The organism is Pseudomonas sp. MWU318 (assembly GCF_016756945.1).
Taxonomy (GTDB): domain Bacteria; phylum Pseudomonadota; class Gammaproteobacteria; order Pseudomonadales; family Pseudomonadaceae; genus Aquipseudomonas; species Aquipseudomonas putida_A.
In genome coordinates this window covers 704,190-721,133 of record NZ_JAESJL010000002.1, presented here as the reverse complement: position 1 = coordinate 721,133, position 16,944 = coordinate 704,190, and the positions used below count along the sequence as shown (strand labels likewise).

Genomic DNA, 16,944 nt, shown 5'->3' with positions numbered 1-16,944 from the left:
CGATGTGTCGATAACCCTGTTTCTTGAGGCCAAGCCATGGAAGAGCAATCCGCCCCTTTGCCGGTACATCGACCCAAGGTGTTGCTGGTCGATGACGAGGAATCGATCCTCAACAGCCTGCGCCGTCTGCTGCGGGGGCAGCCCTATGACGTCCTGTTGGCGACCAGCGGTGCCCAGGCGCTGGAGATGCTGGAGCAGCAGCCCGTGGACCTGGTGATGAGCGATGCGCGCATGCCGAACATGGATGGCGCCTCGTTACTGGCGCATGTCCGCCTACGCTATCCGGCGACCGTGCGCATCATGCTCACCGGTTATGCCGACCCTTCGGCAATCATCAAGGCGATCAACGACGGGCAGATTCACCGCTACATCAGCAAACCTTGGAATGACGAGGAGTTGCTGCTGATCCTGCGCCAAGCCCTGGAACATCAGCATTCCGAGCAGGAGCGCCTACGTCTGGAGCGCTTGACCCAGGTGCAGAACGACCAGCTCAAGCTGCTCAACAGCACCCTGGAAAAGCACGTCGCGGCGCGCACTGCCGAACTGCAGCAGACCGCCGACATGCTTGACCTGGCCTACGAAGAACTCAAACACAGCTATGTCACCGGCACCGAAGTGTTCTCGCTGCTGGCCAATCTGCGTCTGCCACCTGCGAAGCAGACCAATCGGCAGATCATCGAACTGGTGCGCAGCTACTGCAAACAGCACGGTCTGGACGAGGCCTCAAGCCGCGATCTGACCATGGCCGCCGCGCTGTACAACATCGGCAAACTGAGCTGGACCGATGGCATGATGACCACGCCTTCGGATCTGCTGCGTCACACCGATCGCGAGCGTTATCGCAGCTATCCGAAGCAGAGCGAATCGCTGTTGATGACGCTTGACCCGATGAAGGACGCGGCGCGCCTGATCCTGCATCATCAGGAACGCTGGGACGGCAGCGGTTTTCCTGACCGGCTCAAGGGCGAGGCGATTCCGTTGGGGTCGCGGTTGCTGAAACTGGCAGTGGATTTCGTCGAGTTGCAACGCGGCCTGATCCTCGAACGGCATTTGAACAGCGACGAAGCGTTGCTCTATCTGCGGCAGTACGCCGGGCGTTTGTATGATCCCGAGCTGGTCGAGGATTTCATTCAGGTGTGCGCGGCATTTCTGGGCGACGTCACCCTCGCCGACCCGTCGGTCAAGGTGCTGACCACCCGGGACCTGGCGGCAGGGATGATTCTGGCGCGTAATCTCAATGCCGATAACGGCATGCTGCTGCTCAACGCCGGCAAGGTGCTCAGCGCGCTGCTGGTGGAAAAGCTGATTGCCTTCGAAGCCATGGAGGGCGGCAAATACAAGATATTCGTCAAGCTGCCCGAGGAGGATGAAACCGCGCTCAAGGCTCAGGGGGAGTGACCTGTGAGGTGACTGAATCAGGCCGGGCATGGGATCCTTGCGGCTTTTCCAGGCCGGTGGCTGACCCATGACCTCTGCATCCGTTGTCGCTCCAAACCTCATCCGTATCGCCGCGGCGCTGTTGCTCAACGCCGAAGGCCAGACTCTGCTGGTGCGCAAGCGCGGCACCACGGCGTTCATGCAACCGGGCGGCAAGATCGAAGCGCATGAGTTGCCGGTGCACGCACTGGCCCGCGAGCTGGAAGAAGAGCTGGGCCTGCAAATCGACCCGGCGCAGGCCTGCTTCCTTGGCCAGTTCTCGGCGCCGGCCGCCAACGAGCCGGGATTTGTGGTGCAAGCGGAGATCTTTCAGCTGACGATCAACACCGATGTGATGCCCGCTGCCGAAATCGAGGAAGTGATCTGGATCGATCCGGCCACTGACGCGGGTCTGGTTCTGGCGCCATTGACACGCGACCTGATCCTGCCGTTTTATCGCAGATCACTGACGGCGCTCGCCTGATCATTCACGCAAAGGACATTGCCATGATCCCGCTTCAAGACCTGCTGATCTTCGCCGCCGCCGCGCTGTTGATGGTACTGACGCCGGGGCCGAACATGATCTACCTGATCTCGCGTTCGATCTGTCAGGGACGCAAGGCCGGAGTCACCTCGTTGCTCGGTGTGGTCGCGGGATTTTTCGTGCATATGTTTGCCGCGGCCGCCGGTTTGACCGCGGTGTTTCTGGCGGTGCCGCTGGCTTATGAAGTGCTGAAGTGGGCCGGTGCGCTGTATCTGCTGTGGCTGGCCTGGCAAGCGGTCAAACCCGGTGCGCGCTCGCCGTTCGAAGCGCAGCAACTGCCGGCGGATTCGTCGCGCAAACTGATCACCATGGGCTTTCTTACCAGCGCCCTGAACCCGAAAATCGCCGTGTTTTACCTCTCGGTGTTTCCGCAATTCATCAGCCCCGAACACGGTTCTGTGTTCACCCAGAGCATCATTCTTGGCCTGACCCAGATCAGCGTCAGTTTCAGCGTCAATCTGCTGATCGCGCTGTTCGCAGCGGGCATCGCGTCGTGGTTCGTGCGCAATCCGACATGGCTGGCGCTGCAGCGTTACTTCATGGGTTTTGTACTCGCCGGTCTGGCGGTGCGCCTGATGCTTGAACAACGCAGGACGGCCTGAACATGTGGATCGAACGCCTCGACGCCAGTCATGCCCTGGCTTATCGCGAGCTGATGCTCGAAGCCTACGACCGCCATCCGCAGGCCTTCACCTCCAGCGTGCGCGAGCGCGCGGTGATGCCGCTGAGCTGGTGGGAAGCGCGGCTGACCAGCAAGCTCGACGTGGTGCTCGGTGCGTTCGAGGAAGGCACACTGGCCGGCATCGTCGGCCTGGCATTCGAGCCGCGAGAAAAGGCCCGCCATAAGTCGACCTTGTTCGGAATGTACGTCTCAGCCGATTTTCGTCAGCACGGCCTGGGCCATGCATTGGTGCAGGCCGCCATCGCCGAAGCACACACCCATCCTGCACTGAAACTCATCCAACTGACCGTCACCGCCGGCAACGACGCCGCGTTCTCCCTGTACCAACGCTGCGGCTTCATCCAGTTCGGCCTTGAGCCGCTGGCGGTGCGGGTCGACGAAGACTACTTCGACAAGATCCACATGTGGCGACAACTCTGATCGTCCCCCTAAGTGAGAGGTTTTTGTGGCGAGGGGATTTATCCCCGATGGGCGGCGAAGCAGCCCCAAATCCTACAAACGCGGGCTCTCTGAAACAGCGAGTGCACAGGTCTCAGGGCTGCTGCGCAGCCCATCGGGGATAAATCCCCTCACCACAATGAATCTTTTTGTCTCGCAAATGTTCTCGGTTTACCGTCAGTCATGAGGCACCTTGGTGTCAGCGAACCGCGCTGACCCCATCCAGCGTCGAGAATGATGTGTCCTTGGCGGTCAGCAGGAAATCGCGCATGTAAGGCGCATCGAGCATGTCCGCACGAATCGCCGCGTACAGCGTGGCAAACAGACCTTTCTCACCCAGGCGCTTGGCCTTTACGTAGCCGCGTGAGCTGTATTCGTGCAGCGCCCAGTGCGGCATGCCGCAGACGCCACGGCCGCTGGCGACCAGTTGCATCATCATCACCGACAGCTCCGAGGTGCGCACTTGCGCCGGTTCGATGTCGGCCGGTTCGAGGAAGCGGGTGAAGATGTCCAGCCGATCGCGTTCTACCGGGTAGGTGATCAGGGTTTCAGTCAGCAGGTCTTCGGGGACGATGTACGGTTTGCTCGCCAGCGGGTGCTGGTTGGCCACCGCGAGCATCGCTTCGTAGGTGAACAGCGGCACGTAAGTGATGCCGGCGATGTCCAGCGGATCGGAGGTCACCACCAAATCCAGATCGCCGCGGGCCAGTGCCGGCAACGGGGCGAAGGCGAAGCCCGAGGCGAGGTCGAGTTCGACTTCCGGCCAGGCGTCGCGGAACTGGTCGATGGTCGGCATCAGCCACTGGAAGCAGCTGTGGCATTCGATCGCCATGTGCAGGCGCCCGGCGGTGCCACCGGCCAGACGACTGATATCGCGTTCGGCGGCGCGCAGCAGCGGCAGGGTCGCATCAGCCAGTTGCAGCAGGCGCAGGCCGGCGCTGGTGAAACGCACCGGTTTGGTCTTGCGCACGAACAACGGCATGCCCAGGCGTTCCTCCAGTTCCTTGAACTGGTGCGACAGCGCCGATTGGGTCAGGTGCAGGCGGTCGGCGGCATCGACCAGGCTGTCAGCCTCGCGCAGGGCGTGCAGGGTTTTCAGATGACGGATTTCAAGCACTGCTGGCCCCATGAAGAAAATTTGTGATTATGGCGAAAGCGGTGAGTTTGTCTCATGTTGACGGCGCTGTCGACCGCTCAAACAGCAGCGGGGCACAGTCCGTGCCCCGCTGGTTTTGCTCTAGAGATCAGCGAAATGCCGGATTCCCAGCGGTTTGCCGATATCGCCACGCCAGATTGTCTCGACCTGCGCACCGCCGGCGGCCTGGGCCTGCTGCCATTGCATGCCGAGATTGCGTTGTTCCGGCAATTTCAGGTGGGCTTTGACGAAGTCGGCGAACGGCACCTTGTCCGAGGTGTAGTGAAAGTGGGCGAACCACAGCGTGCGCGGTGGGGTGCTGTTGAGGTCGCGCACTTGGTATTCCTGAAGGAAATCCTTGCGTCCGTCAGCGCGCTTGCCCAGTGCCCGCAATGAACCTTCGCGGCGGATATCCACCACTTTCTGTTGCAGCAAATAGTCCAGATAGCCTTCGGTGGGTGTCTTGCTGCGCAGTGACTGATCAATGCGCAGGGTACGACCGGTACGTCGCAGCTCACCGGCCTTGGCGTGCAATTGCACCACCAGTGGTTCGGTCGGCGATAACCGTTCGATGGCCTGGGCGCGGATGCTCAGCTCGGTCGCTTCGCTGCTGAACATGTGTTCCAGATCCACCGGCAACATGTCCTGACGGGTGTAGCCCTGCACCTTGGCGCTGTAGGCCGCAACCGCCTCCAGACGTTTTCGCGCTTCCGCGAGCAATGGTTGAACATCGGTCGGCAGCGGTGTTGCGGCAGGTGCGGGGCGGGCTTGCAGATGATATTTGCCGCTGGAGCGCGGCAGCCAGGTTTCGCGGAAACCGTCGATGCCTTCGACGGTGAAGCGTTTTTCCCGGGTGCCGGGGTCAATGCTTTCGGTACCGATCAGCAACTGGTTGTCCTCGGTTTCGAACAGTTGCCTGCCGCCCGGCTCTCGCGGTTTGATCGGCGGGCGCTGTTTGATCGAGTGCCGCGCGTGTGCTTCGACCTTGGTCAGGCCATCGAGGAATGGCCCGACCTGTTCCAGATCCAGATGCTGCGCATAACCCAGTGTCCAGGCGTTGAGCTGACGACGGAAGCCGGCATAGATCTGCAGGCAATCCTCGATCACTTGTTTGCGCTCGACCAGGCTGGCGCTGACCTCTGGCAGGTGATGCTGGGTCAGCAGTGCGCGCCCGACTTTGACCCGGGCGTCTTTGAGCTGGGTATGAAAATACACCCAGGACAGGTCGGTGACGGCGTCGTAACGAGTAATGATCTCCAGCAGATGCGCAGTCCTCAGGTAGTGGTGCGTGTTGTCGCCCAGGTTGCGGTTGAGCGCGGTCATGTCTTTCGCCATCTGGGTTTTCTGCGCGCGATTGCTGATGCGGTTGTTCCACCGGTTGGCCTGCTCGGTGATTGCGTGCAGTTGATCGAACTCCATGAGGAAATCCTTGCGCACCTGCTTGCGCCGGGCCATGAGCTTTATATGGGCCGCTGTATTGCCGAAAGGGGTGGCATCGGATTCGGCGACCAGTGCGTCGATCCGGTTCAGGTGTTCCAGCAAGCGGTCGCGGGCGACGGTGACGCGCTGCACGGCGCGGTCGACCACGATCCAGGCACAGCGGCTGCGGATGTCTTCGATCTGCAGACGCTTGCGGCCATGGCTCAAGGGCAACAGTTCGGCAAGGTTGTCGTATTGGGCGATCGCGAGGTCGATGTCATTCAGGCATGCTGCGTCGACTGCTGTGTGTAGTGGCTTGCGCTGGGCAACGTCGAGTTTCTGGTAGTTCTCCAGCAACTGGTTGGAAGCGCGTGTCTGGGTATCAAGGCGCCGGGTATAGGCGTCGGCGGTGTTGGTCAGGGTCAATTGCCTGCGCAGTTGCCGATCGGTCCACCAGCGCGGTAACCACTGGCGAATTGGCGCGGGCCAGAGCGGGTCCATACCGTCGGCCAGATGTCCGAGCACGGCGCCACCGCCTGCACCGCCACCGTCCATAACGGTGCCGTACACCGCGTAATGGGTGTTCCACTGGCCATTTTCGTCGAGGGCGATCGGTTGTTTGTAGCTGCGCATCCGTGAGCCGTAAAGCCTCCAGCCACGTGGCGCGTCGCTGAGCTGAACCCGATAGATGCGGCCCTGACGAATGATGAAGTCACCATCGGCGTGGCGGTAGACGTTGCGATAGACCCCGTGGGTGGCCGGGTGCAGGCCGGCGAGGGAAATTTCGTATTCGTACTCGTAACCCTTGAAACGCTCGAGCGTCTGCCTGGTCCATTGCCAGGACGTCGACATCGCGGCGGATCTGCTCAGTGCCGCGCGTTGCCGCTGGCGGCTGGCCAGACGTGCGGCTGCGGGTGCCGAGACAGTTCCGGGAAGCACATCCATTGCCGCGTCGATCAGCGACAGCAGCACCGCTTCCACCTCCGCCAGACCATGTCCGAGCTCGCCGCGCAAGAACGCCGCGACCGCCAGATTGGCACTGTTCCAGGCGTCATACAGGGCCACCGCCGTGCCCACGAACGGCAACATGCCGATGGCCATTTTCAGATAGTTGAACAACGCCCCGGACTTCAGTGCACAGCGTTCGAGATACAACGCATCGTTGGAACGTGAACTGCTGCGATGGGCCTCCAGCAACCGGCCCATGTGCACGTTCAGTAAATGAATGGCCAGTGATGTGGTCGCCGGCCAGGCCATCCCGACGCCGATCAGCGCATCGAAATTGCGCAGTTGGGCCTGGTTGATCCGGCTGACATGGCTGGCAAAATCGCCGCTCACGGTGCGTCCGGCCAGGTAATTGACCATTTTGCTGTCGACACAACGCCTGAACAGATCCACCCGCGCCTGTTCCAGTGTTTCGTATTGACGCAGGAAGATCGCGTCGGTGCTGTCGGGCAGGTACAGCAGCGTCAGGCCACTGGTTTGCTCGACAATCAATGTGACACCCGCGAGCGTGCTCGGTCCCTGATGCGCGGTGTCCTCTCCACCGACGGTCAGGTGCACCGGCAGCAGCGCGATGCGTTGTCCATTAACGGCATACGCCTGAGGTGTATTCGCCTCGATGGCGACTTTCAGCACGGCATGGCCTGCATTGTCGATGTGCCGTTGCAGCAGGGCGAATTCACCTTGCAACCGGAGCATCAGCCGCCACGGTTCGCTCAGGCACTCGCGGCGCCAGGCCTGCTGAAACGCCGGTTCTCCCGGTGCGCCGAAAAATGCCTGGCGAATCAGTTCTTCGTAACGTCCGGGCAGATCCAGCTCTGTCACCAGATTGCGCAAATAGGCCGGGGTGATCCCGGCTTCGAGGCGCTGTCGATCAGTGGGGCTCTCGGCGCTGATCCTGGCCTGCATGAAGGACAGGCGCCACTGCACGTCCTGATCGATGTTTTCCTGTGCCAGTTGTTCAAGGGTGAGGTCGCCGCGCTTGTCGCTCGCGGTCAGGACATTGCGTTGCGGTGTGCCAGGCGCGGCGCCTTCCATCACGGTTTTTTGCCAGGAAGTCGAATCGGGCAGATCGAGGCTCACGCTCACGCTTTGTCTGAGTGCGAAGTCTGTACGCAAGCGGGCGTCGATGCGCTGTTCGGCGAAGGCCTGACGCGGCGGTAATTCCCGTTCGAGCAACGCATGAGCGCGTTGCATGGCGCCGAGGTACTGGCTGATCAGCGTTTTGATCCGTGCACGTGGCGCGTCGTCCAGCTTTTCAAACCATGCAGGCAGGTGGCCGGCCAGCGCCGCGCTGCGGTCTTGCGCCTGACGTTCGGTAAATGCCCGTTCACGGGCCTGCGCGACCGCTACGGTCAGGCGTGGCAGATATTGTTCGCGCAGCTTTTCCATCTCGGCCCGGCGCTCGTCGGCACGGCCGGGCAGCGGGTTGTCGCGCAGGATCTGCGCGGCCTGCTGTTCGCATTGATAGAGCTGTTGATCGAGGGACCAGGCGAGCGGGTCGCCAGTCAGTGGGATCAGGTGCAGGGTCAGCCCGCCATCGTTGGGCGAGCGTTTGAACAGGTTCTGCTCCAGCGCCGCACGCGAGGTGAAGCGTTGCACGCCGCCGAACTGGCCGGGCCAGTAAAGCAGCAGGCTGTCGCTTGAGTCGGACGCCAGCGCCGCCGTTGTCGCGATGATCAGTACGCCTCGAAGATCCTCGACGGCAGTAATGCCCTGATCTGCCGCCGCCAACGATACGCGCGCAATAACCCCGTCCGCTGTCGGCAGGTTGTGCCCCGGTGCGTCGAGTAACGCGATGACGCGTCGATGCTCTTCGACGGTCAGATGGTCCAGCGCTCGTTGCAGTTCGACCTCGGCGCGCAGTCCCGCAATACGCGCCTGAAGCAGGGCGTGGTAGTGCACGTTGCTGGCGTGGCGCAGTTCGAGCATCGTCAGCGGATGGTGGCTGTCGAGCAGGGCGGATGCCGCGTCCTGACTGGCTTGCTGCGTTTCGCTCAAAGCGTTGAATCGTTGCGCCAGTTGTTGACGTTGCGGACTGTCCGGATCAGCGTCGCCAAACAAGCGGTCGAGCGCACGTTGTTCAAGCGCCAGCGTCTGTCGGCGCAGATCCAAGGGAATGTCGGCAACCAGCAAGCCGAAGGGTGCGACCTCATCGCCGGTTGGCCCGGCATCCTGCGGCGGAGCGGATGCTACCGGGAAAAATTTGTCGAGCACGGCCCAATTGGCACCAGTGCTTGCCGAGGTGGACAGCAGTGGTTCAATTCCGCGTTTGAGCGGATCGTTACCGAACTCGATGAAGTCCAGCGAGGTGGTGCGTAGCGGGCCCGGGTGCTGGTCAATCAGCCAGCGTTCAAGAGCGGTCTGCTGTTCGAAAGGCATCAACGGTTGCGGGTGCGCGGGCAGATAAAGCAGCAGCGTTTCCTCCAGATGGATCAGCAATGTGCCGTACACGCGCAGACGGCTGTTATCGACACGGTTGAGTACCGGTTGCGCAACCCGCAGGTCCGCCGCGACCTTGCTCGAAGGTGTGAGGAGCTGCGCCAGCCTGTGTCGTTGTGAGGTGTCGAGCTTGCCTTCGACCTCCGCCCATTGAAGCGCGGCCTCGAAATGCAGGTGATAGAGACTCAGGGCATGCTCGCGCCGCGACACCGCAGTGCCGGGCGCGCGGGCTCCCCACCAGGCGCTTTCGGGCTGTTGGGGATGGTGGGCCATGAGATCCAGCCATTGCTGGTGACACTCGTTCAAACGAGCCGTCGCCGACAGGTAAAGCGTTTGACCGACGTATGGCTGTAGCCGATGATCAAGGCCGAAATCGGCCGTTGCAGGGGGCAGTGCGTGGGACATGCGAAGGCTCCAAAAAGGCATGCAGGCCGGGAAGTTCCGGGCATTCATGCCATTAGAGGCGAGCCGTCACAGGGCCCTGCGGTACATAGTTATCGCTTGCTCGCGCATTCGTTTCAGTGGGTGTCCACCACAGGTCATGGGCGATCAACCAATACCGCATGTGATCAAAGCCGGCAGGACTCACCAACGTTTTGATCTTCCTCGCGGAATGCGAACCGCGCATTTTGAGCAGAGGTCGGCATCGTCAGTCTGATGATCGGGACGATTTTGCCCTTTGATTCTTTGTAGAAGTCGCATTGGTTATGCCTCGCCACGGCCAGTCCGCTATCCACGTAGAAGAACGCTTCGATGGGCAGTTGCGCCGGGATGTCTCTCTTCCAGGTCGCGACGATGAGTTCGCTGAATTCATTGAACCCCGGACGCCCGACGGGCTTGAGCGCGATCGCGCGGATGGCTTGATAAAACGAGTCGGCGGCAAGCTCATTCATTTGGTCGCGCACATCGAAGCTGCACTGATAGCGGAAATAATCGACGTTGTGGGTGAAGGTGTGGGCGACCCACTGTTCGGCCGTGGTGATGTGCTGGGACTGGCAGCGTTTACTGACGACCGGGTAAACATCGGATGCACCACATCCCGGTTTATCCCGGCCCCATGTCGCGCCGTCGATGGGAAACACACACAGCACCATGGTCTGCAAAGTGCCCACCGGGCGTTTCAATACCGGGTAAATGATGTAGCCATTGTTCCGATCCCAAGGCATGTGTTTGAAACTGGCGTCTGCGCGGAAAAACGAGAACGACATTCCGCCCAGCTCAATGGCACCGGGACTCGGATCCCAGACATGGAAACCGTTCGGGGTGTCGGTGGCGCGCAACATCAGGCCGGAGCAGAGAAAGGCTGGCTGGCTGGGCGCGCCGTTACACATTCTGATGGTTTCGTCATAGCGTTTTTGCAGTTCGGCAGCGACCTCGATCCCGCTCCCTGAAGGCGTCTGCAGTACCTGGGTGACCTCCATCGGTGGCGTGCTGCAAGCAGAGAGCAACAGTGCGAGTGCAACGATCCGGATTCTCATCAACTTTCCTCCAGGACTGATTGTGTTGTCCCGGTCGCAGTGCAACGAAAAGCGCGGGTGCGCACTACTGACAGAAATGACAGTTGCGACGAACGGTTGCGGCTGACAACAAATGACCGCTCGGCAAACTTCATCAAACTGTCATGCAACTGTGGCAGCGCGCTTGAACAAACTTCATCAGACTCGCGCTCTACTGGGGTTCTGCGTTTCGGTGTTTTTTCATGCGTTTATTTTTTCTGTTGGCCGCGCTGTTGTTCGGCCTGCCGTCGATGGCGGCTTCGCGTTGCGACGTCAATGTACCGACCGAACGGGTCGATCTGGCACAGGTGAGCCTGGCGTACCAGAGCATCGGCCGTGCTTCGGATCCGGCGCTGTTGCTGGTCATGGGCCTGGGTGGCCAGTTGATCCACTGGCCGGACGAGGTGGTGGTTGCGCTGTGTCAGCAGGGTTTTCGAGTGATCCGCTATGACAACCGCGATGTCGGCCTTTCGACCTGGCGACAGGCCCCGGCCGACGCCAACCTGACGTTTGAAGTGCTGCGCTACAAGCTCGGCTTGCCGGTGTCGGCGCCGTACTCGCTGACCGACATGGCCGACGATGCGCTGGGTTTGATGGACGCGCTGCACGTCGACCAGTTTCACGTACTGGGCGCGAGCATGGGCGGAATGATCGCCCAGCATCTGGCGGCGATGGCTCCGCAACGGGTGGAGAGTCTGACGCTGATCATGACCAGTTCCGGCGCCGAAGGTTTGCCGGCGCCGAGTGCGGCGCTGGTGCAGTTGCTGGCCCGGCGCGGCGCGCCGAATCGCGAAGTAGCGCTGGAGCAGCAGGCCGATCTGCTGGCGGCGCTCGGCAGCCCGTCAGTCACTGATGATCGGCAGGCATTGCTGCATCAGGCTGCAGTGGCCTACGACCGGGCGTTCAACCCTGAAGGTGTGAAGCGCCAGATCATGGCGATCCTTGCCGAGCCGAGCCGGGTCACCTTGCTCAATCAACTGCGGGTGCCGACCCTGGTGGTGCACGGCACGGCCGATCCGCTGTTGCCGGTGATGCACGGCGTGCATCTGGCGGCGCACATCCGTGGCAGTCAGTTGAAGCTGATCCCGGGGCTGGCCCACCGTTTTCAAGAGGCGTTCAAGGCGCCGTTGCTGGCGGCGGTGTTGCCGTATTTGCAAGAGCACCGTGAAGACACCTCGCACTGGGCGCAGATCGAGCCGGTGGCGAGCGGTAACCTGCTGTAGGCGAGGTTTTGGCGGTGGTGATTCGGGCCTCTTCGCGAGCAAGCCCTCTCCCTCATTGGCAGGCATTCTCTGTAGGAGCTGCCGGAGGCTGCGATCTTTTGCTTTTGAAGATCAAAAGATCGCAGCCTCCGGCAGCTCCTACAGGTGTATCTTTCGGACTTTGCGATGTGCGATCTGTCCGCGAGGTGTGTGATGAATTCCGTTTTGAAAATCGATTTTGTCAGCGACGTTTCCTGTCCGTGGTGCATCGTCGGTCTGAATGGTTTGCTGCAGGCGCTGGAGATTCTGCGCGATGAAGTGCAGGCCGAGATTCATTTCCAGCCGTTCGAGCTGAACCCGAAGATGGGCCCGGACGGGCAGAACATCACTGAACACATCAGCGAAAAGTACGGCTCTACCCCGGAGCAGTCACAGAAGAACCGCGAGGCGATTCGTGCTCGTGGCGCCGAGGTCGGGTTCGCCTTTCGTACCGATGGCAACAGCCGCATCTACAACACCTTCGATGCCCATCGTCTGTTGCATTGGGCCGGGCTTGAGGGGTTGCAGTTGCCGTTGAAGCAGGCGCTGTTCAAAGCCTATTTCACCGATGGCGGCAATCCGTCCGATCATGCGCAACTGGCGCAGATTGCCGAAAGTGTGGGTCTGGATCGGCAGCGTGCCGAGGCGATTCTGGCTTCTGACGAGTTTGCCGATGAAGTGCGTGCACAAGAGCAGCTGTGGCTGCAACGCGGCGTAAGTTCGGTACCGACCGTGGTGTTCAACGGTCAGTACGCGGTCACGGGCGGGCAACCGGTGGACACCTTCGTCGGGGCGATCCGGCAGATCATCAGTGAAGCCCGCGGCGGCACCGTCAACTGACCTTGCGGGGTCAGCGCACGATCTTGTCGACGTGAATTCCGAGCTTCTTCAGGCGATACCAGAAGCTGCGCTCGGAGATCCCGATCAACTGCGCGGCGGCGGCCTGCACGCCATTGCTCTGTTGCAGAGCCGCAAGAATGTAGGCCTTCTCGACTTCGGCGAGTGCTGCGTCCAGATCCGCCGGGACACCGTTGATTTCGCTCAGCGGGCCGCTGCTGTCCGAGGCCTGTGCGGCGAACAGGTAAGCCGGCAGATCGTGCTCCTCGATGATGTTGGCGGAGGCGACGATGGTCGCGCGCTCCACGCAGTTCTGCAGTTCGCGGATGTTGCCCGGCCATGAATAGCGGGTCATGGCCTGCAAGGCCTGCGCGCTGAAGCCGCTGATGCGTTTGCCGGCAGCGGCGCCCAGCGTGTGGGCGAAGTGGCGGGCCAGCGGCGCGATGTCCTCGACCCGTTCGCGCAATGCCGGCAGCGGAATGGGAAAGACATTGAGGCGGTAGTAGAGATCCTCGCGAAACTCCTTATTCGCCACCGCTTGCAGCAGGTCTTTGTTGGTGGCGGCGATCACCCGCACATCGACCTTGCGCTCCTTGGTATCGCCCACCGGCTCGATCACTCGCTCCTGCAGGGCACGGAGGATCTTGGCCTGCAGTGCCAGCGGCATTTCGCCGATTTCATCGAGAAACAACGTGCCTTTGTCGGCCTGCTGAAAGCGCCCGATGCGATCGGCCACGGCGCCGGTGAACGCGCCTTTGCGGTGACCGAACATTTCGCTTTCCAGCAGCCCTTCAGGGATGGCCGCGCAGTTCACCGCCACGAACGGTTTGTCGGCGCGGTTGCCATGCTTGTGGATGGCCCGGGCGACCATTTCCTTGCCGGTGCCGCTTTCGCCGCTGAGCAGCACGGTGGCGGCGCTTTCGCGTACCGAGTCCACCGCTTGCAGCACGCTGCGAAAACTCGGGCTGTCACCGATCAGGCTGTCGATCTGCTGATGCTCGTCGAGCTCGGCGCGCATGCGCTGGTTGTCTTTGAGGATGTCGCGAAACTGCAGGGCCTTGCTGACGGTGATGTCCAGCTCGTCGATGTCGAACGGCTTGGCGATGTAGTCGAACGCGCCGTTGCGCATCGATTCCACGGCGTTTTTCACCGTGCTGTAGGCGGTCATGACGATCACCGGCAACTGCGGATAGCGGGTCTTCACCTCAGCCAGCAACTGCGGGCCGTCCATGCCGGGCATGCGCCAGTCGCTGATCAGCAGATCGATGTCTTCGCTTTCCAGCACTTTGAGTGCGTGCAGACCATTGCCGGCGGTGAACACGCTGATGCCGTTCTGCCCGAGGGCCGAGGCCAGCAGGTCGCAGAGTTTCGGTTCGTCGTCCACTACCAGAATGTTATGCGTCATCGTCGCTCTCGTCGAAGTCTTCGCCATTGGCCGGAATGTACAGGCTGAAGGTGGCGCCGGCATCTTTTTCGCTGACGCATTCTACGCGCCCGTTATGGCTTTCCATGACCGAAAACACCTTGGCCAGACCCAAACCGGTGCCCGAGGCCTTGGTGGTGACGAACGGGGTGAAGATGCGTTCGAGCATGTCGGCTTCGATCCCCTGACCAGTGTCCGCGACGCCGATGATGGTGAATTTTCCCGCGTTGGCGATGCTCAGGGTCAGGCGACCGCCGTCGGGCATTGCGTCGATGGCGTTGACGATCAGGTTCAGGCCCACCTGTTTGAGTTGCTTGGCATCGGCGTAGATCGTTGCCCCCGGCGCGTGATCGGCGATGTGCAGATCGATGTTGTGGCTGGCCAGTTCCGGCTCGCAGAATCCGGCCAGTTCGTCGACCAGGGTGCGTGCTGATTGCGTAGCGCGGATCGGCGCGCTGGGTTTGGCGAAGTCGAGAAAATCGGTGATCAGGTCGTTGATCCGGCTGACTTCCTTGACCACGTATTCCAGGTGACGCTTGTCGGTTTCCGGCAGATCGGCACGGCGATGCAGCAGTTGCGTGGCGGTTTTGATGATGCCCAGCGGATTGCGGATTTCATGGGCCAGACCCATGGCGACTTCGCCCAGCGCGTGCAGGCGATCACGGCGGCGCAGTTGCGACTCCAGATGCTGCAACTCTTCCAGACGTTCACTCATGTGGTTGAACGTGCTGCTCAGTTCTGCCAGTTCGTCGCCGCCATTCACGCTCAGGCGCTGATGATAATCGCCGGCGATCACCGCCTGTACGCCACGGGCCAGACCGCGCAATGGTTTGGTCAGGCGTTGCGAGACCAGCCAGCCAACCGCCAGCGACGCTGCCGAGCTGAGCAGGAAAATCAGAATGAACAGGTTGCTCTGATTGACCAGGCCGACCAGGCTGGTGTGGCGCAGCAGACCGCTGAAGATGACGCCTTGCAGTTGGCCGTTTTCATTGAAGATCGGCCGGTAGATGCCGCTGTAGTTATTGGTGAATTGTTCGTAGGGGCCTTTGGTCTCGCGCAGGATCTGCTCGATTTTCTTCGGCACTTGCGAGGGGTGATCCTGGAAGCGCTGGGTCGAGAAGATCTCGGAAAAGTCCTCGCCCTTGGCCAGGTACAGGCGCAGGTCCAGCGAGTGCACATCGGCGACGCTGGTCAGGAAGCTGTTGTCCAGATAAGTGCCGACGATCATCTTGTAATCCACGCCCCCCTGATCGGTCTCGAAGGTCGAAATCACCGTGCCGGTGGGTACGCCGCCGACTTGCAGGGTCTGCAGCACAGCCTTCGGCGCAGTGCTGATCTGGCTGACGATATCGTCGGCGGCGGTACTGAACACCACTCTGTTATCGCTGTTGCGGATCAGCGTCACCACATCGATGCCCATGGAGTCGGCGATATCGGCGGTCAGCTTGTCGTGCCTGGCGGACTGGCGGTCGGTGGGCGGGCGGGCGTGGCGCATGAACAGCTTCGCGGCCCGGGCGTTTTCGCGGAGGATTTCACTGATTTCATCCTCGACGATCTTCGAGGATTCCTGCAGCCAGATGCGCACGTTGCTGTCGAAGATCTGCGACAGCGTAGTGGCCGCCAGTTCCGCAGCGATCATGGTCGGAATCACGCTGACCAGCCAGAAGGCCAGCACCAGTTTGCGTTGCAGGCTCCAGCCGGAGAGGGCGAAAGGTCGGGGCGCGGCGCGTCGGTCATTGATCATTGGATTTCGCTTATTGCAGCGGCCAGGGCCGGATCGCTGCGATCCGGGCGGACGAATATTTTCACCAGACGCAACAGTTGGTCGAACAGTGGATTGCGATGGCGGAAGAACACGGTGTTACCGACAAACGAGCAACCCAGACGCAGCTTACTGGCATAGCCGGCCTGCCCGCACACATAGATCGCCAGTTTGTGTTCAATACAGTAGTCGACATTTTCCAGCCAGCTACGGGTGTAAAGGTTGTACTGGCGGGTGCGGGCCAGATCATGGGCGAAAAACTTGTCGACCATCCGTTGCCCGTCGAGCAACAGCAGGTTGAACGCCACCAGTTCATCCTCGACCCAATAGAGCACACAGGCTGCGCGGTCATCGAGGTGATTGAGCACTTCGCGAAAATACGCCGCAGGCAGGCATTCGAAGGCCAGATCACTGCGGGCCAGAGTGGCTTCGTAGAGTTCCATCATGCGCGGCAGCAGGTCGTGCACCGAGCGCCGCCATTCCGTGCGCGGGCCCTGATTGCGCAGGGTGCGACGCAGGTCCTTGCGCGTGGATTTGCCGAGGCTGCCCAGATACGCGTCCACCGAGGCGAAGTTGATCGGCAATTCGGCGCCGGGCAGACCGGGCATGCTTTGCAGGCCGGCCTGGCGGCAGACGTCGAGCCATTGTCGATCGCGATGCGAGGCGTCCTTGACCGCGAGCAGGCCGATCCCGGCCTGCTCGGCATCTTGCCGGGCCAGCTCGAGCAATTGCCTGAGCAGTGCCGGGCGCTGTGTCGAGGCAATGTGCGAAGCGCTGCCGACATGGCATTGCTCCGCCACCGGCGAGCCGAGGGCGTACAGGCGGATATCGAACAGTCCGGGCAGACGCCGGCGCAGCCATTGGCTGACCCGTTTGCCCGCACCTTGCAGGGTGGTGTCCAGCGAATAGGCGGTGGTGAACGCCACGGTGGCCGCGATCAGGCGGCCATCCTCGTGCAGCGTCAGATAGCGCCAGTGAAAGCCGTCGATGCCGGCCCGTTCCACGGCGCGGTAGTAATCCCAGTCCTCCAGCTCATCGACGAAGCAGTCATTCCAGGCGCAGCGGTCGATCGCTTCGATCGTTGAAAAGGCTTGAGCGGTGATCACG

At 61.4% G+C, this 16,944-nt stretch carries 12 protein-coding genes; 6 read left to right on the top strand and 6 right to left on the bottom strand.

Going from position 1 to position 16,944, the window contains the following annotated elements; all coding sequences use genetic code 11:
• Positions 1–36 precede the first annotated feature (36 nt).
• From JN524_RS07265 to JN524_RS07250, 4 genes are all read left to right on the top strand, one after another.
• Entirely contained in the window at positions 37–1,398 is a 1,362-nt protein-coding gene (locus JN524_RS07265) for an HD domain-containing phosphohydrolase (RefSeq protein WP_202368946.1), read from the top strand.
• A gap of 67 nt (positions 1,399–1,465) precedes the next feature.
• Positions 1,466–1,900 (top strand): NUDIX hydrolase, encoded by a 435-nt coding sequence (locus JN524_RS07260; protein ID WP_202368945.1) that lies wholly within the window; start codon positions 1,466–1,468, stop codon positions 1,898–1,900.
• 23 nt (positions 1,901–1,923) lie between these two features.
• On the top strand, positions 1,924–2,562 hold the full coding sequence (locus tag JN524_RS07255; RefSeq protein WP_134787245.1) for a LysE family translocator: 639 nt from the start codon (positions 1,924–1,926) through the stop codon (positions 2,560–2,562).
• A gap of 2 nt (positions 2,563–2,564) precedes the next feature.
• The gene (locus JN524_RS07250) at positions 2,565–3,062 is read left to right on the top strand and encodes a GNAT family N-acetyltransferase (RefSeq protein ID WP_202368944.1); all 498 of its coding nucleotides are present in this window, start codon (positions 2,565–2,567) and stop codon (positions 3,060–3,062) included.
• Positions 3,063–3,279: 217 nt separating this feature from the next.
• On the opposite strand, the gene metR is transcribed toward JN524_RS07250, so the two are convergent.
• The 3 genes from metR to JN524_RS07235 form a co-directional block, all read right to left on the bottom strand.
• Positions 3,280–4,197 (bottom strand): transcriptional regulator MetR, encoded by a 918-nt coding sequence (metR, locus tag JN524_RS07245; RefSeq protein ID WP_007968856.1) that lies wholly within the window; start codon positions 4,195–4,197, stop codon positions 3,280–3,282.
• 120 nt (positions 4,198–4,317) lie between these two features.
• The gene (locus JN524_RS07240; RefSeq protein WP_202368943.1) at positions 4,318–9,483 is read right to left on the bottom strand and encodes a dermonecrotic toxin domain-containing protein; all 5,166 of its coding nucleotides are present in this window, start codon (positions 9,481–9,483) and stop codon (positions 4,318–4,320) included.
• Between the two features lie 164 nt (positions 9,484–9,647).
• Positions 9,648–10,556, bottom strand: a complete 909-nt coding sequence (locus JN524_RS07235) for a hypothetical protein (protein WP_202368942.1) — start codon at positions 10,554–10,556, stop codon at positions 9,648–9,650.
• Positions 10,557–10,777: 221 nt separating this feature from the next.
• Between JN524_RS07235 and JN524_RS07230 the strand changes: the two genes are divergently transcribed.
• Positions 10,778–11,797: an alpha/beta fold hydrolase gene (locus JN524_RS07230; RefSeq protein ID WP_202368941.1), complete on the top strand. Its 1,020-nt coding sequence runs from the start codon at positions 10,778–10,780 to the stop codon at positions 11,795–11,797.
• A 192-nt stretch (positions 11,798–11,989) separates the two neighbouring features.
• Positions 11,990–12,655, top strand: a complete 666-nt coding sequence (locus JN524_RS07225; protein ID WP_202368940.1) for a DsbA family oxidoreductase — start codon at positions 11,990–11,992, stop codon at positions 12,653–12,655.
• 10 nt (positions 12,656–12,665) lie between these two features.
• Here the strand turns inward: JN524_RS07225 and JN524_RS07220 are convergent, their stop codons facing one another.
• The 3 genes from JN524_RS07220 to JN524_RS07210 are packed head-to-tail and all read right to left on the bottom strand — an operon-like array spanning position 12,666 to position 16,943.
• Complete coding sequence (locus tag JN524_RS07220) at positions 12,666–14,057, bottom strand: sigma-54-dependent transcriptional regulator (protein WP_098965400.1); 1,392 nt, start codon at positions 14,055–14,057, stop codon at positions 12,666–12,668.
• Complete coding sequence (locus tag JN524_RS07215; RefSeq protein ID WP_202368939.1) at positions 14,047–15,819, bottom strand: sensor histidine kinase; 1,773 nt, start codon at positions 15,817–15,819, stop codon at positions 14,047–14,049. The genes JN524_RS07220 and JN524_RS07215 overlap by 11 nt, the downstream gene beginning before the upstream one ends.
• Positions 15,816–16,943, bottom strand: coding sequence for a GNAT family N-acetyltransferase (locus tag JN524_RS07210; RefSeq protein WP_139054268.1), 1,128 nt, complete (start codon positions 16,941–16,943; stop codon positions 15,816–15,818). Before JN524_RS07210 ends, JN524_RS07215 begins: the two co-directional genes overlap by 4 nt.
• Between the last annotated feature and the right edge of the window lies 1 nt (position 16,944).